General features: G+C 68.5%; 15 protein-coding genes. 4 read left to right on the top strand and 11 right to left on the bottom strand.

All coding sequences use genetic code 11. The features are described 5' to 3' along the window. The first annotated feature begins 361 nt into the window (after positions 1–361). A complete protein-coding gene (locus AC07M9_RS08595; protein WP_494882982.1) occupies positions 362–3,205 on the top strand; it encodes an Rne/Rng family ribonuclease in 2,844 nt (947 codons plus the stop codon). Between the two features lie 69 nt (positions 3,206–3,274). On the opposite strand, the gene AC07M9_RS08600 is transcribed toward AC07M9_RS08595, so the two are convergent. Together AC07M9_RS08600 and AC07M9_RS08605 are read right to left on the bottom strand one after the other, a co-directional pair. Beyond that, a complete protein-coding gene (locus AC07M9_RS08600) occupies positions 3,275–5,428 on the bottom strand; it encodes a molybdopterin-containing oxidoreductase family protein (RefSeq protein ID WP_494882984.1) in 2,154 nt (717 codons plus the stop codon). A gap of 94 nt (positions 5,429–5,522) precedes the next feature. Continuing rightward, the gene (locus tag AC07M9_RS08605; RefSeq protein ID WP_494882985.1) at positions 5,523–6,281 is read right to left on the bottom strand and encodes an SDR family NAD(P)-dependent oxidoreductase; all 759 of its coding nucleotides are present in this window, start codon (positions 6,279–6,281) and stop codon (positions 5,523–5,525) included. 344 nt (positions 6,282–6,625) lie between these two features. On the opposite strand from AC07M9_RS08605, the gene AC07M9_RS08610 reads away from it, so the two are divergent. Genes AC07M9_RS08610 through zapE form a run of 3 tightly spaced genes read left to right on the top strand, consistent with a single transcriptional unit; the run spans position 6,626 to position 9,009 of the window. Then, positions 6,626–7,408 (top strand): succinate dehydrogenase iron-sulfur subunit, encoded by a 783-nt coding sequence (locus tag AC07M9_RS08610; protein ID WP_007677256.1) that lies wholly within the window; start codon positions 6,626–6,628, stop codon positions 7,406–7,408. A gap of 24 nt (positions 7,409–7,432) precedes the next feature. After that, positions 7,433–7,897: a PaaI family thioesterase gene (locus AC07M9_RS08615; protein WP_494882987.1), complete on the top strand. Its 465-nt coding sequence runs from the start codon at positions 7,433–7,435 to the stop codon at positions 7,895–7,897. Beyond that, on the top strand, positions 7,894–9,009 hold the full coding sequence (gene zapE / locus AC07M9_RS08620; RefSeq protein ID WP_494882988.1) for a cell division protein ZapE: 1,116 nt from the start codon (positions 7,894–7,896) through the stop codon (positions 9,007–9,009). Before AC07M9_RS08615 ends, zapE begins: the two co-directional genes overlap by 4 nt. A 403-nt stretch (positions 9,010–9,412) precedes the next feature. Here the strand turns inward: zapE and AC07M9_RS08625 are convergent, their stop codons facing one another. The 9 genes from AC07M9_RS08625 to AC07M9_RS08665 form a co-directional block, all read right to left on the bottom strand. Next, positions 9,413–11,716: an EAL domain-containing protein gene (locus AC07M9_RS08625; RefSeq protein ID WP_494882989.1), complete on the bottom strand. Its 2,304-nt coding sequence runs from the start codon at positions 11,714–11,716 to the stop codon at positions 9,413–9,415. 225 nt (positions 11,717–11,941) lie between these two features. After that, on the bottom strand, positions 11,942–13,837 hold the full coding sequence (locus AC07M9_RS08630; RefSeq protein ID WP_494882990.1) for an XrtA/PEP-CTERM system amidotransferase: 1,896 nt from the start codon (positions 13,835–13,837) through the stop codon (positions 11,942–11,944). A 10-nt stretch (positions 13,838–13,847) separates the two neighbouring features. Next, the gene (gene xrtA, locus AC07M9_RS08635) at positions 13,848–15,410 is read right to left on the bottom strand and encodes an exosortase A (RefSeq protein WP_494882991.1); all 1,563 of its coding nucleotides are present in this window, start codon (positions 15,408–15,410) and stop codon (positions 13,848–13,850) included. Further along, positions 15,400–16,626, bottom strand: coding sequence for a TIGR03087 family PEP-CTERM/XrtA system glycosyltransferase (locus AC07M9_RS08640; RefSeq protein ID WP_494882992.1), 1,227 nt, complete (start codon positions 16,624–16,626; stop codon positions 15,400–15,402). The genes xrtA and AC07M9_RS08640 overlap by 11 nt, the downstream gene beginning before the upstream one ends. Next, positions 16,626–17,702 (bottom strand): FemAB family XrtA/PEP-CTERM system-associated protein, encoded by a 1,077-nt coding sequence (locus AC07M9_RS08645; protein WP_494882993.1) that lies wholly within the window; start codon positions 17,700–17,702, stop codon positions 16,626–16,628. Before AC07M9_RS08645 ends, AC07M9_RS08640 begins: the two co-directional genes overlap by 1 nt. Next, positions 17,699–18,595: an XrtA system polysaccharide deacetylase gene (locus tag AC07M9_RS08650; protein ID WP_494882994.1), complete on the bottom strand. Its 897-nt coding sequence runs from the start codon at positions 18,593–18,595 to the stop codon at positions 17,699–17,701. Before AC07M9_RS08650 ends, AC07M9_RS08645 begins: the two co-directional genes overlap by 4 nt. Positions 18,596–18,609: 14 nt before the next feature. Then, positions 18,610–19,812, bottom strand: coding sequence for an XrtA/PEP-CTERM system-associated ATPase (locus AC07M9_RS08655; protein ID WP_494882996.1), 1,203 nt, complete (start codon positions 19,810–19,812; stop codon positions 18,610–18,612). 14 nt (positions 19,813–19,826) lie between these two features. Further along, positions 19,827–21,551, bottom strand: a complete 1,725-nt coding sequence (locus tag AC07M9_RS08660) for a preprotein translocase subunit YajC (protein WP_494882998.1) — start codon at positions 21,549–21,551, stop codon at positions 19,827–19,829. A gap of 5 nt (positions 21,552–21,556) precedes the next feature. After that, the gene (locus AC07M9_RS08665; protein WP_494883000.1) at positions 21,557–22,588 is read right to left on the bottom strand and encodes a P-loop NTPase family protein; all 1,032 of its coding nucleotides are present in this window, start codon (positions 22,586–22,588) and stop codon (positions 21,557–21,559) included.

Here is a 22,588-nt window from a genome sequence, read left to right on the forward strand (position 1 = left end):
ATGAGAAGCCAATTGCCGCCCCGCCAGCCGACGCCCGAACGGGCGATGGCGGTGTGGTCGCAATTTTCCGTGCGTGCCCCAGAGCCGCGCGATCTTCCGCTCGCCATGACAACGGCTTCCTTCAGGCACGCTGCCTTTCTGGCAGATCATATATTCGCCGCGCATGAGGCGCTGGATTGCCTCGGCTCTGAGCCGCTCCTGAAGCGGCAGATGCACACGCACGAACACGCCCGCGCAACGAAAGGCCCCGCCGCAGACGGCCGGGCCATCGCCACGCACAAGGGCATATCCGACACAATCGAACACAATCGCGTCCCCCTGGCTGATCCGGCCGGGCGCGGGCGCGCACGGAGACTATCAAATGGCAACGCGCATGCTTATCGATGCGCGCCACCCGGAAGAAACGCGGGTGGCGGTACTCAAGGGCAATCGGATTGAAGAATTCGATTTCGAATCGAGCGAACGCAAGCAGATAAAGGGTAACATCTACCTGGCGAAGGTCACCCGCGTGGAGCCTTCGCTCCAGGCGGCCTTCGTCGATTTCGGCGGTAACCGCCATGGCTTCCTGGCCTTCAGCGAAATCCACCCCGACTACTACCAGATCCCCAAGGAGGACCGCGAGGCCCTGCTGGCGGAAGAAGCCGCCCACGCCGAGGAAGAAGCTGCTCTGCGCGCCACCGAGGGTGACGACGAGGACGAAGACGGCGACTACGGCGACGACGACGGCGGCCTGACCGAGGTCGACACCTCCGACAAGGACCATGTCGCCACCATCGAGGACGGCGCGGTCGAAGGCACGTTCCCGGCCGACGAGGACGGCGAACACTCGGAAGACGAAGGCGAGAACGGCTCGGATTCGTCCGGGCGCCGTGGCCGCGGCCGTCGCCGCCAGGGCCGCCCCTCGGGCCGCTCGAAGGAAGCCGACGACCTGCGTGCGCGCCGCATGGCGCTGCGCCGCCGCTACAAGATCCAGGACGTCATCCATCGCCGCCAGGTGCTGCTGGTGCAGGTCGTCAAGGAAGAGCGCGGCAACAAGGGCGCTGCCCTCACCACCTACCTCAGCCTCGCGGGCCGCTACTGCGTGCTCATGCCGAATTCGAGCCATGGCGGAGGCATCAGCCGCAAGATCAGCTCGGCTTCTGACCGCAAGCGCCTGAAGTCGATCATCTCGGAGCTGCAGCTGCCCCGCTCGATGGGCTGCATCGTGCGCACCGCCGGCCTCCAGCGCACCAAGACCGAGATCAAGCGCGACTTCGACTATCTCGCCCGCCTGTGGGACGACCTGCGCGAAGTGACGCTGCGCTCCGATGCGCCGACGCTGATCCACTCGGACAGCGACCTCATCAAGCGCGCCATCCGCGACATCTACAACCGCGAGATCGAGGAAGTGGTCGTCGAGGGCGAGGAAGGCTACCGCGCGGCCAAGGACTTCATGAAGCTCCTGATGCCGAGCCACGCGCCCAAGGTTAAGCCCTATTCCGACCCGGTTCCGCTGTTCCAGCGCTTCGGCGCGGAAGACCAGCTGACCGCGATGTACGACCCCGTCGTGCAGCTGCGTTCGGGCGGCTACATCGTCATCAACCCGACCGAGGCGCTCGTCTCGATCGACATCAACTCGGGCCGCGCCACCAAGGAGCACGGGATCGAGCAGACGGCGGTCGCCACCAACCTCGAAGCCGCGCAGGAAATCGCGCGCCAGCTGCGCCTGCGCGACATGGCGGGCCTGGTCGTGATCGACTTCATCGACATGGAATACGGCTCGAACGTCCGCAAGGTCGAGAAGGCCGTCAAGGACGCGCTCAAGAACGACCGCGCCCGCATCCAGGTCGGCCGCATCTCGAGCTTCGGCCTCATGGAAATGAGCCGCCAGCGCCTGCGCACCGGCGTGCTGGAAGCGACCACGCGCTCGTGCCCGCACTGCGACGGCACCGGCCTGGTCCGCACCGCCAGCTCCGCCGGCCTCTCGGCGCTGCGCCTCATCGAGGACGAAGCGGCCAAGGGCAAGGGCGTGGTGGTCTCGCTGTTCGCCTCCACCGAAGCGGCGATCTACATGCTCAACGCCAAGCGCGCTGACCTGGCCGACATCGAGGACCGCTACGGCGTCACCGTCGAAGTGATCCCCGAAGGCGAGAACGAAGGCGCGAAGATGCGCGTCGTCTCCACCGGCCCGCGCAACGAGTTCGTCCCCCGCTTCGACCCGATCGCCGAAATCGTCGAAGACGACTTCATCATCGAAGAGGAAGAAGAAGAGGAAGAAGTCGAGCGCGAGGAAGCTGCTGCTCCGCGTGAGCGCGGCGAGCGTACCGAACGCGCCGAGAGCGAGGACGGCGAAGGCCGTGGTCGCAAGCGCCGCAAGCGCCGTCGTGGCCGCAACCGCGATCGCCAGAACGAGGACGGCAGCGAGTCGACCGAGACCGAGGCAGAAGCTGCCGAGGGCGAGGACAGCGAGGCCGGCTCCGAGGTCGATCAGGCCGAGGACGAAGCCGAAGGCGAGACCACTTACGCGGAAGGCGAAGAGGGCGAAGCGCCCAAGAAGCGCCGCCGCCGTGGTGGTCGCCGTCGTCGCGGTCGTCGCAGCGAGGGTGAGACCGGTGCCGAAGGCGAGAACGGCGAAGCTTACGGTGACGACGTTGCCGAAGCCGCCGAGCCTGCTCCGGTCGCCGCAGCGGTAAGCGAAGCCGAGCCCGAGGCGCCTGCCGCCGAGGACGCTCCGGCCAAGCCCAAGCGCAGCCGCCGCAAGAAGGCCGACGCGCCAGAAGCCGTGGTCGAGGCACCCGTCGAGGTTGCCGCCGAGCCGGCCGCCGAGGAAGCTCCCGCCAAGCCCAAGCGCGCCCCGCGCCGCAAGAAGGCCGAAGCGGTGGAAGCTGCCGAGGTTGCAGTCGAAGCGCCCGTCGAGGTCGTGGCCGAGCCGGTCGCCGAGGAAGCGCCTGCCAAGCCCAAGCGCGCCCCGCGTCGCAAGAAGGCCGACGAAGCGGAAGCGGTCGTCGAGGTCGTCGCCGAGGAAGCACCGGCCAAGCCCAAGCGCGCGCCGCGCCGCAAGAAGGCCGAGGCCTCCGCGGCTCCGGGTGAAGCGACCGTGGCCGCCGCCGAGCCCGAGGCGACCTCCGCCGAAGCGCCGGGCGACGATGCCGCTACCGCCGACGCGCAGTCGGAAGCCGATGGTTCGCCGCGCCGCGGCTGGTGGCAGCGCACGTTCGGCGCCTGATCCGACCTGACAACAAGGCAAACGCCGCGCGCGATCTTCGGATCACGCGCGGCGTTTGTCGTTTCAGGCTCAGCCCGCCCGTTTCACCACATTGACCGGAATGCCCGAGAAGCGTGGCATGAAGTTGATCGGCTCCAGTCCATCCCTCAGCGACGTCAGCTGGCCCACGTTCGCCCCGCCATCGGCATCGGGATCGCCGGTGGACACCAGCGGGCCGAACATGTGCGTCATCGAGATCACGCCGGGACGCAGCCGGTCCTCGGCCCTCGCCCGCGTCGCTATGATGCCGTGCTGGGAGGCGATCTCCACCAGGTCGTCGTCCGCCACGCCCTCGCGCGCCATGTCGTCGGGGTTCATGTAGGCGTAGTTGAGCTTCAGCCGCCGCCGCGTCTGGCCGGAATCGCGGAACGCGCCGTTCAGGGCGTGGAGTATCCTGCGGCTGGTCAGGCGATAGGCGAAGCGCCCGTCCTCCTCCTCCGCAGCGATGGCCGCGAGTTCGGCGGCGACGTCCGGCGGCATCAGCTCCAGTCGCCCGGTCGCGGCCGGCGCGGCCTGCACGAAGTGGTCCGGCATATCCGGCCGCACGCCTTGCGGATGGGCCAGCAGCTCGTCGAACGACACCGCGCTGCCGGCAGCGAGGAAACGGCACAGATCCTCGGGGTCGGGCCGTTCCCCGGCGGCGAGCGGCAGCCCCTCGGCGATGTCCTCGAACCGCAGGCCGTAGTTCCAGAACTTGAACGTCAGGGGCAGTCCCATGCGCGCGGCGAGCGCCCAGTACACCTCCCAGTCGTGGAGCACGCCGCCGGGCTTCTCCACCACCGGCCGCGTGTACTGCGCGAAAGGCGCGGGATAGAGCGCATCGCCGGGGATCGAGATCTCATGCCGCTCGAACGGCTGGCTGGTGGCAATGACGTAGTCGGCGATGCGCCCCGTCGCGTTCAGCCGCGCGTCGAGGCACACCAGCAGGTCGAGACGTTCGAACGCAGGCCGCGCGGCCGCCGGGTCGCCCAGCGCCATGAGCGGATCGCCGCCCAGCACGATCAGCGCGCGGATACGGTCGGGATGGTCGGCCATGATCTCGCCGGGCAGCAGGGCACTGGGCATTTCGCCGAGAAGCTGGCCGGTGTCGGCACTGAGGCACCGGGGTTCGCACTCGAAGCTGCGGGTCGGCGCGACCGCCATTTCGTAGGCGGGTTTGGTGCGCAGGGTTCCGGGGTTGCGCATGCGGTCGCCCGCGCGGCGGTAGCCTCCGCACAGCGCGTTGACGAGTTCGATCATGTGGTCGTTGGTGTTCGAATGGGCCGAGAACGAAGGCCCGGTGCCGCTCCCCGCGTAGACCCGCCGCCCCTCGCCCAACCACCGCGCCGCCAGTTCGATCTGCGCGGCGGGAACGTCCGCCCGCGCCGCGGCCAACTCCGGCGTGAACGGAGCCACCGCCGCGCGCACCGCATCGAGGCCGTTGCACCACCTGTCGACGAAGGCGTGGTCGAACGTCCCGTCGCGCAGCAGGATATGCGCGATCGCCCCGAAGATCGCGGCGTCGTGACCCGGCAGTGGCTGGATCAGCAGGTCGGCATGGCGGGCAGTCTCGGTGCGCCGGGGATCGACGAGGATCACCCTGCAGCCATTCGCCCGCGCCGCCTCGAACCCGCGGGCAGGCGCCCCGCTCTCGGCCAGCGCGAAGGGCGCGCCCTGGTGCGTGACGAGAGGATTTCCGCCCGCGAGCAATGCCACGTCGCAGTCGCGCAGGGCGTTCCTGCCGCTCGCCATCACCCCCATGCGCGCCATCGTCACCCACTTGGCCGATTGGTCGATGGTCATGGTCGAGAAGAAGTTCGGCGTTCCCAGCGCGCCGACAAAGGCCCGCTCCATCAGCCCGCCAAGCACCGAGCGGTAGGCCCCCGTGCCGTGGTAGACCGCCACGCAGCGCGGCCCGTGCGCGGCGACGAGCGCTTTCAGTTTCGCGCCGATCGCATCGAGCGCCGCTTCCGCCTCGATCGGCGCGAGCACGCCCTCCGCGCCCCGCGCCAGGCTTTCGAACAGGCGCCCTTCCGCACCGTTGTGGAAATCGACCGCCGACTGGCCTTTGGGACACAGGTATGCGCCATAAGGCGAGGCGCTGCCGTCCGGCCGGGCGCGCAGCATGCGTCCGTCCTCCACCTCGATCTCCATCGCGCAGAGCGCGCTGCAGTTGCGGCAGAAGGTCTTCACGCGCTCGATCATGCCGGTGCTCTCCCGGCAGAGAGCCTAGCAGCCGCTCACCCCCGGTTCGACGCCCGTGCCTTGTCCCCGGCGGCAAGCACGAGCGTCGCCCCGTTCAAACCCCGGCCGCCATGCCTCCCGTCACCCGCAGCGTCTCGCCCGTCACGAACCGCGCCCTGGTCGAGGCGAGGTAGAGCAAGGCATCGACGATGTCCTTCTCGATGCCGTCGCCGGGGATCAACTGCATGGCCTGGACGCGCTGCTTTGTGGCTTCGGGCAATTCGTTGCGGATCGTCTCGGTGAGGATGAGCCCCGGCGAGATCGCGTTCACGCGAATGCCGTCGGCGCCCAGTTCGCGCGCGAAGGTGATCGTCAGGCCCGCGACCGCCAGCTTGCTGTCGCCATAAGCCGAGCCGCCCATATGCGCCGCGCTCGACGAGATGTTGACGACGCAGGCGCCCGCCCTGCCCTTCATGTGCGGATGCGCGGCAAGCGTGCAGCACACCACGCCCAGCACGTTGACCTCGAACAGGCGCCGCACTTTGGCGAGGCCCATCCTGAGGATCGGCTGGCCGTACTCGTCCGAATGGAGCCCGGCGTTGTTGACCAGCAGGTCGATGCCGCCGTTCACGCCGGCTGCCTGCGCGGTGATCGCGGCCATCCGCGCCTCGTCGGTGACGTCGCCGCCCACGCCCTCCGCCGAACCGCCGCTCGCCAGGATTTCCGCCGCCGCCGCCTCGGCCACCGCGCCGTCGATGTCGACCAGCACGACATGCGCGCCCTCGGCGGCTAGCGCCACGCCGAACGCCTTGCCGAAGCCCCGGCCCCCGCCGGTGATCACCGCCGTGCGTCCCTGCCATTCACCCATGTCCATGCTCTCCGCTCATCCGATTTGACCTTCAGGACAAGCAGCCGGCCGGGCACCAGACAAGCGGATTGCGGCCAATCTGCATCGCTCCTGCGGTTCCGGCGGCGGCGGCGGCGGCGCGGCGTGATTGCCCCGGACGTCCCTCGCCGATTCCTTCCCGCTGCCGTTCGCGATCGCCTTCGGACCCACCCCATCGGCCCGATTGCTGCGAACGCATCGCAACTGGCGGCGGGTATCGTACCTTGAGGCAAAACCTCGCCATTCTCACCCCTTGCCCTGTGCCGACGAATCGCTAGAGGGGGTGCATCAGTCGCGGTTCATGCCGCAGTGCAAGATCACGGGGATTCTTCATGGCGACCTTCACCCTCCCGGCCAACAGCAAGATCAAGAAGCAGGGCAAAGTCCACAAGGCCGAGGGCGCCACCAAGGTGAAGAAGTTCACCGTCTACCGCTACGACCCGGATTCGGGCGAAAACCCGCGCTACGACACTTTCGAGATCGACCTCGAGAAGTGCGGCCCTATGGTGCTCGACGCGCTCATCAAGATGAAGAGCGAGGCCGATCCCTCGCTGACCTTCCGCCGCTCGTGCCGCGAAGGCATCTGCGGTTCGTGCGCGATGAACATGAACGGCAAGAACGGCCTCGCCTGCACCACCGCGATCGAGGACCTCAAGGGCGAGATCCGGATCACGCCGCTGCCGCACATGGACGTGATCAAGGACCTCGTGCCCGACTTCACGCACTTCTACGCGCAGTACGCCTCGATCCGCCCCTGGCTGCAGACCGTCTCGACCACGCCCTCGGGCAAGGAGCGCCTGCAGAGCCCCGAACAGCGCGAGAAGCTGGACGGCCTCTACGAGTGCATCCTGTGCGCCTGCTGCTCGACCTCGTGCCCGAGCTACTGGTGGAACTCCGACAAGTTCCTCGGCCCGGCGATCCTGCTCCAGGCCTATCGCTGGCTGGCCGACAGCCGCGACGAGATGACCGGCGAGCGTCTCGACGAGCTGGAAGATCCGTTCCGCCTCTACCGCTGCCACACGATCATGAACTGCGCCAACGTGTGCCCCAAGGGCCTTTCGCCCGCACGCGCCATCGCCGAAATCAAGAAGATGCAGGCCGAGCGACAGGTCTGAGGCAGGCGGGACTCGAGCCCTCCCGTGGCGAAGAGCGCGTTCATCCACGAGCCGGACCCGGAGTTTCCGGGCTGGCATACGTGGACGTCGACCAATGGCGAGCGCTTCAACGCGCACGGCCTGGGCCGGATGATCCTGCGCCGCGAAGGTGAGCGCGGCGCACGCTTTCGCCTGGTGGAGACCACCGGCCTGCACAGCAACATGCACGACAACATCCACGGCGGCGTCACGCTCGCCCTGATCGACGTCGCCATGTTCGCCACGATCTACGCGGTGCTCGGCGCCGACGCGGCCGGTTCGGTCACGCTCGACCTGCACAACCAGTTCATCGGCGCGGGCCGCATCGGGCAGCCGCTCGACGTGGTCTGCGAAGTGATGAAGGAAACGCGCCGCCTCGTCTTCCTGCGCGGCACCGCCGAGCAGGGCGACAATCTCGTCGCCAGCTTCGTGGGCACCCTGCGCAAGCCGAGCGTGGTCGTCGCGCCATGACCGCGATGCTGGAACGCTACGAAGCGCTGGTCGCCACTGGCGAACTGCGCTCCGATCCCGAGCAGGCCGCCGCCGCCGAGCGCCTGAGCCGCCTCCAGCGCGACCTGTACAAGGCGCAGTCGTCCACGGGCCTCTTCGGCAAGCTTCTCGGCAAGAAGCCGGCCCCGCCGCGCGGCGTCTACATGTGGGGCGGCGTCGGGCGCGGCAAGTCGATGCTGATGGACCTGTTCGTCCAGACGCTCGACATGCCCGGCAAGAAGCGCATCCACTTCCACGCCTTCATGCTCGAAGTCCACGCGCTGCTGCGCGACGAACGCAAGAAGGAAACCGGCGACCCGATCCCGCCCGTCGCCGCGACGATCGCGAAGGGTACGCGATGCCTCGCCTTCGACGAGATGGTGGTCAACAACTCCGCCGACGCCATGATCATGAGCCGGCTGTTCACGTACCTGATCGTGAACGAGGGTGTGACGGTGGTGACCACCTCGAACCGCGCCCCGTCACAGCTCTACAAGGACGGCCTCAACCGCGAGCATTTCCTGCCCTTCATCGGGTTGATCGAACAGGAACTCGACGTCCTGACGCTCAACGGCCCGACCGACTACCGCATGCAGCGCCTCGGCGGCATGGCGACCTGGCACATGCCGCTGGGCGAACCGGCCACCGAAGCCGCGCGCGAGGCATTCTATCGCCTCACCGACTATCCGCCCGAGGACAGCGAGCACGTCCCCTCGACGGACATCGACGTCGGCGGCGGCCGCATGCTCCACGTTCCGAAAAGCCTCAAGGGCGTGGGCGTGTTCAGCTTCAAGCGGCTCTGCGGCGAAGCGCGCGGCGCGGCCGACTATCTCGCGATCGCCCGCGCCTATCACACGGTGATTCTGGTCGGCATTCCGAAGATGGGCCCCGACCGCCGCAACGAGGCGGCGCGCTTCGTGACGCTGATCGACGCGCTCTACGAAAACAAGGTCAAGCTGATCGCCGCGGCGGATGCCGCGCCCGAAGACCTGTACCAGGCCGGGACCGGCCGCTTCGAGTTCGAGCGCACCGTAAGCCGTCTCAACGAAATGCAGAGCGCCGATTATCTCGCTCTGGGACATGGCGAAGACTGAAGTTCGTTAACGCAACCCGAATCGGGATGCGATTCGCGACCAGCCTGACGCCGCCTGTTCATGACTTTAGTTCAAGAAAGTTAACGAATGCGTCGATGGTCATGAGCCATTGGCTGCATCGACTTTCCGTATTCATCACCTGAATACGAAGTCTGCGAAAGGCAGACAAAGAAAAAGCGCTTTCCAAAAGACAGGAGTTCTTCTGGAAAGCGCTTGTTTTTTACTAGCAGTGGCCCGTTCGTGAGAAGCGGGCTTCAGCAAGCAACAGCATCAATCAGATGCCGCCGCTCCACCAACCACCGCCCCAGATGTCCTTGTTCATTTGTCATTCCCCATGTGAACGACCGCATCGCTGCGGCCATCCAAATGGATAACGATTGGTTAACAAGTCATCAAGAAATTTTTAACCAATCAGCCGCGCCCTCCGCCCCGAGACGAAGTCGAGGAAATCCCGGAATGGGACAGGACGGCTGATGTAATAGCCCTGCACGAGATCACATTGCATGCCGGTGAGCGTCTCCAGCACCTGCGCGGTCTCGACGCCTTCGGCCACGACCACGCGGTCGAGCGAGTGCGCCATCTCGATGATCGACTGGACCAGCCGCAGGTCTTCCTTGCGCCCCTCCATCGAGGACACGAAGGTCTTGTCGATCTTCACTTCGCTCGCGGGCAGGTAACGGAGGTAATCGATCGTCGCGTTGCCGGTGCCGAAATCGTCGATCGACAGACGAAGGCCCGACTGGACCAGACGCTGGAGCATCTGGAACGTGCGGGAGCTGCGGTCGAGGCGATCGGTCTCGGTGATCTCGAGGATCAGGCGGTTGGGCGAAAGCCCATGCGTCGCCAGGATTTCGGAGATCATGCCCGGCAATCCGGGATTGCGCAGCAGCTGCGCCGAGATATTGACCGACATGGTCAGTTCGTAGCCATGCCGCTCCAGATCCACGGCGACGCGGACGGCGTCGTTGATGACGAAGCGCGTGATGCGCTCGATGCGGTGGAATTCCTCGGCGATGCGGATGAACTTGTCCGGGCTGATCGGGCCGCGCTCCGGGTGGGTCCAGCGCACCAGCGCTTCCGCGCCGCAAATGCGGTTGGAACGCAGTTCGAGCTTGGGCTGATAGGCGACCCAGACCTCGCCGTTGTCGATCGCGCGGTCGAGCGAGGTCAGCAGGGAAATCTCCCACTGCGCCTCGTGCTTGCGGGCATCGTGCTGGTAGACCAGTTCGTCGTTGCGGACGGCTTCCTCGGCGGCCTGCATCGCACTGGCGACACGGCTCGACAGCGGCCGGTCGAACTCGGAGTCGATGCCGCAGTTGAACGACAGGTCGACGTCGATGCCGCCGACCTGGATGCCGTTCTGGACGATCCGGTGCAGGCCTTCGAGATTCTCGAAGAGGTCGAAGGTGCTGCGGATCGACGACAGCCAGACGAACATTCCGCCTTCGTGGTAGATCAGGACGTTTTCGTCGCTGATACGGATGCGGCGGACGATCTCCTTCGCCAGCTGCGCCTCGACGTGTTCGGCAAAGCTGCCGATGATCGCGCCGTAGTTGCGGATCTTCAGCGATACCAGGATGCGCGTCGACAGGTCGCCCGAACCGCGCAGCGCCTGGACGCTGGGAAGGCCGGAACCGGCATTCGTCTCGCCCGCCACTTCCACGCGGTCGAGGTTGCGCATGCGGATCACCGCCACCAGCGCGACCGACAGGGCGGGAATGATCTCCACCTGCATGCCGAAGTAGTCGAGCACGAAGGGCACGGCTCCCAGCACCGCGACCAGGCCCGAGAATCGATAGATGTCGAGAACGCGGCCACGGCCCAGACCGGAGACGATCAGGATCAGGACCAGCAGAAACGGTGCGAGCCAGCCATAGTCCATCGGCACGCCGCGCTTCAGCGTCTCCGCGCCGACGACGTGGAAGAAGCCGCCGGGCGCATTCACATTCTGGCCCGGGATGCGGTGCATGTCGTTCAGGCTGAGCGCGGCCGGCGCGATGACCACGTCCTTGCCGCGCACCTTGGCCGGATCGAAGTTGCTGCGCATGACGTCGATGTAGCTCAGCGTCGGGATCGTCTGGACGGAGAGCGAGAAGTCCGGGAAGAACAGGTCGTCCGTATGCACCCGGACACCCGCCAGCCGCGCCGAGAGCGACGGGATCCGGCCGATCGGGCTGTCCGACGAATAGGGGAGCTGGACGTTGAGGTTCAGCGGTCGATGCCGCACCAGGATCGACACGCTGCCCGCGTAGTCGCGGAATTCCTTGCGCGGAAGGGCGCCGGCAAAATTGCCCTGCACCGCTCCATCGCCGTGGATGGCTCCGAGGAACACCCGCCCCGGGTGCGCCTTGAGCACGTCGATGAACTTGCGATCGTCGTCGGGGCTGCCGCGCTTGGTGAAGGAGCGCGCGAAGTAGACTTCCTTGCCGCCGGCCGCGAAAACCTTCGCCAGCACGTCGGCGTCGTTCGCGTGCGTGACGTCGATCGCCCCGAGTTCTTCGAGGGTGCGTTCGTCCTGCTCGATGACGACGACCTGGTTGTCCGACGGATGGAGCAGCATCCACCAGCGCATGTTGCGCATGCCGTCCTCGAGCGGCAGTCCCAGGCCGCTTATGCCCATGGCCAGGCCGGTCAGGGCCGCCCAGAACACGATACGGACGCGCGGCTTTTTCCAGAAATTGCTGATTCGCGCGATGGGCCCGGTCATGCCGTCCCCCTCTCGCCGGAAGGGCCGGGACGCCGGGCACGGGGCATCGTCGCAGAAATCCTCTGCTTCAAATACCGGCAATGGCGCCCGATTTTGTTCATTCACGTCCCGTCATGACGCTGCGATGAGGTCCGGGGTAGCGCAAAGGTCCTAAGAATAAGTGTAGTTAAATGGACGCGGCGCAGCAAAAACGAAATGCCCGACAATCGCGCGGCGCCGGATCCTTCAACCGATACCAAGCCCGGTAAACGCCTTGTCAAGCATGAGCAGCTGCCACAGCAGGCGCGAATTGTCCGCAGTCCCGGCCACATGCGCATCGACGAGCGCGGAGAGGCGGCGGGTGTCGAACCACCCTGTCCGGGCGAGCGCCGCGCCGCCCGCGATCTCGCGCGCGGTTTCGGCGAGCGGCCCGCGGAACCACTGCGCGATCGGCGTCACGAACCCCTGCTTGGGCCGGTACAGGATGTCGTCCGGCAGGTAGCGGCGCATGGCCTTCTTCATCAGCCATTTGCCCTGCCCGCCGCGCACCCGGAGCGATTCGGGAAGGCTGGCGGCGAATTCGATCAGCCGGTGGTCGAGCAGCGGCTCGCGCGCCTCGAGGCTGACCGCCATGCTGGTGCGATCGACCTTGGTGAGAATGTCGCCGGGGAGCCAGACCTTGAGGTCGGCGTACTGTGCCTGATCCAGACCGGAGCGCGCCGGCGCCGAGCGCATCAGTTCCAGCACCGCGTCTTCCGCAAGGTAGTCGCCGCGCAGGCGGCGGAACTCGTCCGAGTAAAGGGCCTCGCGCACCTCCGGCGGCGCAAAGGCCATCGAGCGCGCATAGCCTTGCGCGGAATCGCCGGCGAGCGAGAGCAGCGTGGATTTCGCGCGCAAAGGGCGCGGCGCCCAGTCGGCCTTGGGATAGAACCGCCCCAGGGCGCCGAACACCGGCCCGCGCAGCGATTGCGGGAGCAGCGCCCTCACCCTGTCCTCGCCGCTCTGGAAGACGTGGCGGCGATACCCGCCGAGCGCTTCGTCGGCGCCGTCGCCCGACAGCGCGACGGTGACCGATTCGCGCGCCAGCTGGCATACGCGCCACGTCGGCAGCGCCGAAGCATCGGCGAAAGGCTCGTCGAACATGCCGGCAAGCTGGTCTATCGCCGCGAAGTCGTCGGGCGAGACCATGCGCGAGGCGTGGTCGGTCCCGAAGAGCCGCGCGACCTGGCTGGCGTACGCGCTTTCGTCCAGCCCCGCGACGTCGAAGCCGATCGAACAGGTCCGCACCGGTCGCCCGCTCGCCTCGGCCATCAGCGCGACGACGCTGGAACTGTCGACGCCGCCCGAAAGGAAGGCGCCGAGCGGCACGTCGGCGACCATGCGCGAGGACACCGCCTGGCGCATCAGGTGGACCAGTTCCGCCTCGAGGTCGGCGGGCTTGCCCTTGCGGCGGTCGGCGAAGGAGACGTCCCACCACTGGCTCGGGCGCGGCAGCGGCGTGCCATGGCGCAGCAGCAGCGAGTGGCCTGCCGCCAGCTTGCAGACGCCCTTCAGGATCGCCCGGCCGTCCGGCACGTAGCCCCAGGTCAGATAGTCCTCGATCGCCAGCGGGTCGATCTCTCGCCGCAGCAGCGGATGCGCCGTCAGCGCCTTGAGTTCGGACCCGAACGCGATGCTGCCATCGCTGAGCGGCGCGTAATAGAGGGGCTTCACGCCAAGCCGGTCGCGCGCGAGGAACAGCGTGCGCGCTTCGAGGTCGTAGATCGCGAAGGCGAACATGCCGTTCAGGCGCGTCACGCAGCCGGGGCCCCAGCGCTGCCAGGCGGCGAGGATGACTTCGCTGTCGCCGTCGGTGCGGAACGTGGCGCCGCCCGCCTTCAGCTCCTGGCGCAGTTCGCGGTAGTTGTAGATCTCGCCGTTGAACACCAGCATGGCGCGGCCGTCCTGCGCGGCCATCGGCTGCGGCGAGCCGGCAAGGTCGATGATGGACAGGCGGCGGTGGCCGAGGCCCACGCCGGGCGCCGTCCACACGCCCTGCCCGTCGGGACCGCGGTGCGCGATGGCGTCGCACATCGCCTCGATCCGCAGCGGATCGACGGGCTTGGGCGTCTCGAGATGATAGATACCGGCGATGCCGCACATGGCGCGTGCGCTACCTGACGTGGATCACGCGGTCCAGCCACGAATCGAGCGGACCGGTCGAGGCGCGGAAGGCGGCGATGGACTGCCCCGCAACGCCGCGCGGCGCGTCTTCGGCGGAGAGGATCAGGGTGGCGGTCGGGACCGCGCGCAGCAGCAGGCGGTCGCGGATGACCGCCAGCTTGAGGCGCGCGTTGCTGCCCGAGAAAAGCGCGCCGCTGCGATACCACGTCACCGCGACCCGCTCGACCCTGCCGTTTCCGAGCAGGCGATCACTCGCGCCATCGGCCATGGACGGACCCGGCGACTGCCAGGACCACGGGCTGGACGGCATCAGCGCGCCCTGCCCGAAGCCACCCGCCTCGCGCCCCTCGTCCTGGCTGGGGTAGAGCGCGACGAAGACATCGACCTCGTGCCCCCGGCCATCGCGGTAGCGCCCCAGCAGGCGGTGGTCGGCGCCTTCGGCACGCGGCTCCCACCAGATCGAGGGCGCATAGTCTACGCGCGTCCAGCCGGAGACCGAAGGCAGGTCGATGCGCGCAGGCATCGGCGCCTCCAGCGTGTCCGCCACCAGCGCCCAGCTCCAGGCCGCGACCAGCACCAGCGCGGCGCCGCCAAGCGCGGCCGCGCCGGAAACCGCATGCGCCTCCAGCCTGCCGAGCCAGCCTGCGCGGCCGATCGCCTCCGCGTCGATCATCGGCGCATTGATCGGCCGGTCGAAGAAACACCAGGCGCCCGCGATCACCAGGGCGAGCACGATGGCGAAGAAGAACCAGCCGTAGACGATATGGTCGAAGCCGGCCGCGGCCTCGACGCCCCAGATCTGCGCGGCGTAGATCGTCCCCCAGGCGCGCACCCCGTTGGCGAGGATCGGCACCACCACGCAGGCCGCCAGCATCGCCGCGCGGCGCGTCGGGGCGAGGAAGCACACGTTGGCGGCGAGGACACCGAAGGCGACCATCGCGATGAGGAACTTGACCCCCGAACAGGCCTCGGCGACTTCGAACAGGCCCGCCGGCGTGTCGATGAAAACGCCGTCGATCCGGGCCGGGATGCCGCTCAGGTGGGTGAGCGCGATAGTGATCTCGGCGGTGATGGTCTGGAGCGGCTTGACGAGTTCCTCGCCCACCGGGATCAGGAAAACCAGGTAGCAGATGGGGAAAAGCAGCCCCACGCTCGCGCGCGGGCCCAGCAGCAGGGGTACGCAGGCGCCGAGCATGGCCACCGCCCCCGCCTGCCGTGCGAGGTCGAGCCCGGACACCGCGCCGAGCAGCCAGAGAAACGCCGCGCCCGCCATCAGCACCAGCCCCGGCCACCATGCGACCGGGCTCAGCCGCCGGAGCTCTGGCCAGCGCTGCCAGACAAGCCAGCCGAGGATCGGGGGAATCAGCAGGATGTGGTTGTAGGTGGAGATGTCCCACCACTGCCGCGCCATCGCCGCCCAGTCGCCCGCGAAGGCGGCAAACAGCACCGCCCAGGCGAGGCCGAGGCGCGCGAGCGCCGATTGCCATGCGGGGGCCAGGGCGCGCCAGGTGCGGGCCGGAGCAGCAGCGAGCGCCGTCAGGTCAGGCTGCATCGGCGGGGCACTCGCTGGTGACGCCGAGATAGTCCGGCAAGCGCGCCAAGGCAGCGGCCCAGCTGGCGTGATCGACGATCCATTCGCGCGCGCATTCGCCCATCGCCTTCGCCAGATCGGGTGCGCGGCCGAGGTCGAGCAGCGCCTGCGCCATCGCCGCGTCGCTTTCACGCACTGCGAATTCCTGGCCGTCGAGCGCGTCGATGCCGGTGGCGGCCCCTGGCGAGAGGACGACGGGCAGCGCCATAGCCATGGCCTCGAGCACCTTGTTCTGCACTCCGCGCGCGATCTCGAGCGGGACCAGCGCCATGTCGGCGGCGGCGAGCCACGGCCTGATGTCCTCCACCCTGCCCCAGACCATCACACCTTCGCTGCCGCTGCGTGCAAGCAGCGCGGGCGACGGGTTGCGGCCGACGATGTGCAGGCTCGCACCGGGGCAGACCTCCCGCACCAGCGGCAGGATGCGTTCGATCGCGCGCGTCGCCGCGTCGATGTTCGGAGCGTAGTCCATCTGGCCCGTGAAGACGATGCGCGGACCGTCGTGCGCCAGCATCCGCGGTTCCGGCGCCACCACGGCGGGGTCGAAGAACACCGAATCGAGGCCGTTGCCCATGGCCTGCACCCGCGCCGATGCGTCCGGCAGGCGCGAGCGCAGCAATTCCACCTCGGCGCCGCTGATGAGCAGGCTGATGTCCGCTGCCGCGCAGATCCGCGCCTCTTCCGCGCGCATCAGGCGGCCCTCGCGCCTCTCCATCCACGAGCGGAAGCCGCGCCCCCTGGCGGCATAGGCCTCGAACTTCGCCGAATCGACATCGACGAGGTCGGCGACGACGCGGCCCTCGAAATCCTCGGGCACGTACTGCGCCATCTGGCCGGAGAAGACGTAGATCGCCTCGATCGGCCGCTCGGCAAGGACTTCGCGCACGTAGGCCTGGAGCCTGGCGTCGTGGAAAGCGGAGAGGCTGAGCGGCAGGCCGCTCGCCAATGCCTGCGCACCGGCGACGGGGAGCGACTTGCGCCGGTGGATCAGGCGATAGCTGGCGGCGAGTGCGGCAAGGTCGGGTTCGAACCGGTCGTCATGCTCGTCGTCGGCAAAGGTCGCGACGTGTACCGGGGCGATGCCCGCCAGCGCCTTGAGGACGTGGTGCGATCGGATCTTGTCGCCGCGATCCGGTGGGAACGGGATGCGGTGCGAGAGGAACAGGATTTCGCCCATCAGCCGATACCGCGCGCGATCAGCGGGCCGAGGCGGTTGGCGAGGCCGAGCGGCAGGCGCTGCCAGACCTTGATCTGGAGTGCGAGCTTGGCGCTGGCCGGGTCGGCCTCGCGCGCGGCTGTGCCGGGCTGGGTCCAGGTGGCGTACGTCAGCGGCTCGGGCTCGAAGCCCCAGTTGCGCTTGAAGTGGTAGGCGCCGCTAAGGCTCTTGGAGCGCCCGAAGTCGAACGTGGTGCAGCCGCGCCGGCGGGCGTGGAGCATGAGTTCGTAGTACATCCGGTCGTTGGCGCGCAGCCGCCGCGCGTCCCAGGTGCCGCCGCCCCAGTAGGGCATGACCGCGCCCTGGTGGTAGACGCTGATGACGCTGGCGACGGGCTGGCCCTGATGGCGCACGGTCAGGATATCGGCGTCCGCGCCGAAGCCGTCGACCACCGCGTCGAGCAGCGCGCGCGGGAAGACCGGGGTGCCGAGGTTGCGGTAGCTTTCGCAGAACACCGCGTAGTGCGCGGCGCGGTCGGCTTCGGACGTGCCGACGTCGATCGTCAGGTCGATGCCCAGCGAGCGGCGCACTTCGGCGCGCTGCTTGCGCGGGATATCGAGCAACTGCGCTTCGTCGTCGGCCGCGAGGGGGCGGGCGAAGCCTGCGTGCGATGCGGTCTTGAGCGCCCAGCCCTCGCCCTGCCGGGGCAGCACGCCGCCGCGCAGTTCGATCGAGGGGCAGGACAGGCGCCGGGCCAGTTCCTCCAGTGCGGCGAAGATCGCGTCGGGCTCGGCCTCGTCGGTGACCAACAGGCCGCCGCCGACCGCGAAGCCGGTGGAGGCCAGCAGGCGGCCGAACACCGGCGAGTGGATGGCGTCGAGCGGCAGCAGGGCGACGATTTCCCCCGCCCGCTCCTGCACCAGCGCGAAGGCCTCGTTGCCCGTGGCGCGGGCGACCGACACGAACCAGGCCGGGCGGTGGAACGGCGTGCCGAGCGAATGGCGCGCCACGAAGCCTTCGAGCCGCGCGATCTCGTTCGCGTCGCCGAGGTCGACCAGCCGAACGGAGGTGCGCGTGGGCACGAAAGGCGCGTTCATGCGGCCAACGCCGGACGCAGCGCCGCCGGCAGGGGTTCGGCGCGCGGGGCCTCCCTCGCGGCGAGTTCGTCCATGCGGCCCCAGTGGAATTCGCCGACCAACCGGGCGAGCTTTTCGCCCATGACGCCTAGGTTGGTGTAGTGGCGCAGGCGCGAGCGCATCGAGGCGCCCGCGACGCGCGGCTGGCCGGGGTCGATCTCCCAGGGGTGGAAGTAGAACACCGCCGGACGCTCGTCCTCGCGGTTGACCTGGCGGATCGCCCAGCGCGAGAAATGGTAGGGCAGCACGCGGAAGAAACCGCCCCCGCCTGCCGCCAGCCGGCGACCGGCGAACCGGGCGGTGGTGACCGGGATTTCGACCAGATCGCTGCCGACGATCGGCCGGAACGCGAAGCGCGGAGCCTCGCGCCAGCCGTAGTGGTCGTGCGCGATCGGCGCGACGCTCGAGCTATAGGCATAGCCGTGCTCCGCCAGGACCTCGAAGGCCCAGGGCGTGCGCGCGTCGATCGAGAAGCTGGGCGCGCGGTAGCCGGTGACCGCGCAGCCCGAGGCGTCCTCGATGACCTTGCGGGCCCGGGCGATATCGGCGGCAAAGTTGGTGCGGCCGAGGCGGAACACGCGCTCATGGTCCCAGCCGTGACTGGCGATCTCGTGGCCCTGCGCGGCGATGCGGCGCATCAGCGCGGGGTGGCGCTCGGCGACCCAGCCCAGCGTGAAGAACGTGCCCTTGACCCCGGCGTCGTCGAACAGCTGGAGGATCGCGTCGCAATTGCGCTCCACGCGGCGGACGAGGCCGTTCCAGTCGTCCCGGTCGATCACCTTCTCGAAGGCGCCGACCTGGAACCAGTCTTCGACATCGACCGAGAGGCCGTTGATCTGATCGCTGACGCGCATTGGATAAGTTCCGCTCAGGCGACGTTGCGCTGGCCGTCGCCGCTTTCGATCCACTCGATCAGCATGGTGAGCGTGTGGCGCAGCGTGCGGGACTGCTCGTCGAGGCGGGCCTCGAGCTTCTCGGTGCGCGCGGCGGCCTGCGCCAGCTCGGCCTGGAGCGCGGCGATGGCTTCGGCGTCGCCGTGGTCCTTGGCCTCGTCGCGCGCATCGGCAGCAGCGGCGAGTTCGACGACGGCGGATTGGAGTTCGACGATCTGCGCATCACGGTCGGCCAAGGCCGCCTCGATGAGCGCTGCGGCAGCGGCGGCATTGATCGCATCGGACGGGACAGCCGCGACCGGGGTGGCTGCGGGCGCGGCCTGCTCCGCCGCTGCTTCCGCCTGCGGCGTGACCACCGCCAGCGCGCCGTCGTCGCTCATTTCGTCGAGGACCTGCGCCAGCATCGCGGCGTCGATGTGCTCGCGCCGGTCGACCGCGCCCAGCAGGAGCAGGCGGTTGACAATCTGGTTGATCCGGCGCGGGATGCCGCCGGTGGCCTCGTGCAGGTCGGCGAAGACCTCGGGATCGAAGCTCGGATTGCCGGTCCAGCCCACGCAGGTGAGGCGGTGCTCGATGTAGGGCTGGATTTCCTTCGCCTGCATCGCTCCGAGGTGATGCGTCGCGATCACCCGCTGGCGCAGCTGCTCCAGCTGGTCGCTTTCGAGCAGCGTCTGGCGGAATTCCGGCTGGCCGAGGAGCAGCGTCTGCAGCAGCGGGTGCGAGCCGAGCTGGAAGTTGGAGAGCATGCGCAGCTCCTCCAGCGCGCCGATCGAGAGGTTCTGCGCCTCGTCCACGATCAGCAGGCAGCGCCGTCCGGCGCGCGCCTCGTCGTGGAAGAATGCCTCGATCGCGCCGAGCGCGGACGCCTTGTCGTGGCCCGAGACGGGAATGCCGAACGACTGGGCGACGACATGGACGATTTCCTCGCCGTCGAGCGCGCTGGTCACCACGTTGGCGGCGGTCATGCGCTGCGGGTCGATCGTCGCCATCAGGTAGGCGACCAGCGTGGACTTGCCCGCGCCGACTTCGCCGGTGATGACCACGAAGCCCTCACCCTGCGCGAGGCCATAGCCGAGGTAGGACAGCGCCTTGCGGTGCGTCAGGCTCTCGAAATAGAACGCCGGGTCGGGGGTAAGCTGGAAGGGCCTTGCTTCGAGCCCGTAAAAGTCGTCGAACATGGCGGGTTTCCTTATCAGAACGAGTAGCGCAGGCCTGCGAGCGCCGAGGCGGTCCACAGGTCGTCGATCGAGGGGGCGTCGTACTTCTGGCCGTTCACGGCGACAGCGACCGTACCACGCAGGCGCGGCGCGAGCATCCGGTAGTAGGCGGCGCTGGCGCCGTAGCCAGTGGCGTCGGAGGTCAGCGGGTCGCTGCTGTCGATCCAGTTGGCGTAGACGTTCGCCGACCAGCCCGCATCGCGCCCGAGATCGCCGCTGACGTAGGCGGCCAGCCACCAGTTCTCGTCGATCACGCCGTCGGCGGATGCCAGGACCGTATTGCGCGCGGCGATGTAGTTGCGCCGGTCGTAGCCGCCGCCGATGCCGGCGTTGAGCCGCCCGATCTGCATCGAGTAGTTCGCCGCGATGCCGCGTGCGCGGAAGGTCGAGGAGCGGACCGAGCCCAGCACGCCCGACAGGCAGTTGCCGCTCTCCAGCGAGGCGACGCAGCCGCGCAGTTCACCGGTGACCGGATCGCGCACGACCTCGAAATCGTCGGGAAGCTGGTCGAGCGCGCGGTTCAGCTGGCCGCCGAAGCCGGAGACGTTGTCGTAGACCGACACGCTGAACTGGCTGCGGTCGCTGGGGGCATAGGCCAGCGTGCCGCCAAAGCTGGTGCCGCCGTAGCGCCGCCCTATGTGCGCCGAAAGCGAGGTGCGGCGGCTGGGGCGCCACATGACGGCGACGTCCCAGATCAGGCCGCTGACGTCGTAGGCGAGCTCGCGCGGGGAGGACTTGTCGGTGAGGTAGCGGCCGTCGGATCCGACCACCGGCACGCCATTGGCATCGCGCACGGCGTCGCGGCTGGATATCTCGACATCCTCGTAGCCGATCGCGCCGACCACCTGCACGGTGCGGCTGACCGGCACCGTGACCAGCGCGCGGGCCTGCATGTCGCGGGCGCGCTGGTCGAGGTTGGCGATGTCTTCCTGGTAGAAGCTGCCGCCCACACCCACGCCAACGGGCAGTACGGTGCCGGGCGCAAAGCCCGCCTGGACGTCGGCCATCTGCGTCGTGCTCTCGTCGAACACGTCGGCGGCGGCGCCGGTCTGGGCGCGGCGCGCCGAACTGGACTGGTCGACCCTAGTGTAGCCCAGGCGGTAGTTGCCCGCGATATCGAGGTCGCCCACCCGGGTCACGGCGGAGGGGCCGGCATAGACGGAATAGACCTTCGACTTGCCGTTCCCCGCGAGCGTGCCCACCGCGAGCGCGGTGCCGCCGTTCTCGACATCGACCTGCGAGGCGAGAGCCCCCGCCTCGATCGTCACGCCAGGCACTACGGTGGCATAGCCGGTGACGATGCCGCTGATCGCATCGCCGTCCCCGGCGCGCTTGCCCCAGCCGAACTGGCGCTGGTAGCGGACCGACGCGGACAGGCCGTTGTTGCGCCCCTGGAGCGAGGCATCCATGCCGACCGCGGCCTGGGTATAGGTGAGCACGTCGTCACCCGGCGAAAGCTCGGCGGTGACGACCTGGTCTAGCTCGATGTAGGGCTGTATCTCGAAGCGCCTGGCGCCCTGCCCGCGCCCGCTGCGGCGCGGGGCCTTGGCCGATTGCTCGCCCGAAGCGTCGGAAGCGGCGTCGCCACTCCCGCTCGCGCCGACGCCTTCGTAGCCAATCGACTGCGCGGCAGCGACGGCGGGCAAGCCCAGCGCCCCCAGCGCGGCGACCATCGCGATGCGGCTCGATGCCTGCATCATGCCCGTCATCCCCTGTATCCGTAATAGGAGCCGAAGCGGCGGCCGCTCGGGCTGAATTGCGCCGCGTTCAGCAGCAACTGCACGTTCGGGCAAGCGCCGAGCAGCGAGATCGCATCGTCCAGCGCTCCGCGCCCGGTCCGGTCCGCCCGCACGATGACGACCGTCTGGCCGACGTACTTGGCCAGTTCCGCGGCCGGGGACGCCGAGAGCGCGGGCGGCGAATCGAAGATCACCACGCGCTGCGGCGCGCCCTGCGTCAGCCGGTCCAGCACGCGGCCGGTGCGCGAGCTGGAGAGGTATTCGCTGTCGGCACTGGTGGTGTCGCCGGCCGGCAGCACCCACAGGCCCGGAATGTCGGTCGCCAGCACGCAGTCGGCAACGTCGATCGTCTCGTCCATCAGCGCGTCCATCAATCCCCGGCCACCCGGCATGCCGAGCGCGGTGAGAATCGAGGGCTTGGCGAAGTCGGCATCGACGAGGAGAACTTCGCTCTCCTTCTCGGCCGCGATCGAGAGCGCCAGGTTGAGCGCGCAGTAGGTCTTGCCCTCGCCCGGATGGGGCGAGCTGACGAGGATGCGCTGGGCCATCGGCCCCGCCTTCTGGCGCCGCAGGTCCGCCGACTGCAGCAGCAGCTGGCGCTTGACGATGCGAAACTCCTCGAGAATCTCGGTGACTGTGCCCTCGGGCACGATCAGCCCCTGCTCGCGCAAGTGTTCGCGATCGACCGAATGGGCCTCGCCCTGGAAGATGGCGGGAGAGAAGAACGGTTCGGCGGAGGCCTCGGGCGTGGCAGGCTCGCCAGAAGCAACAGGCGCTGCCACTGGGGTGGGCGCCGTCTCCGGCGTCGGCGCTGCCGCAGCGACCGGCGCTTCGACCGGCTTTGCGGGCGCGCGGCGCGCGGACGCCCCGGCCGGAACCGGGATCGGCGGCGCGGCGAAGCGGCCGAAGTCGAACCGCCCGGCGGCCCGTTCGAGCAGCGATTCGCCGGGGGTATCATCAGGCTGCCGGGGCACGGGGATCTTGCGATGATCGGTCAT

It is taken from the genome of Novosphingobium sp. GW821-FHT09E05, assembly GCF_059416165.1.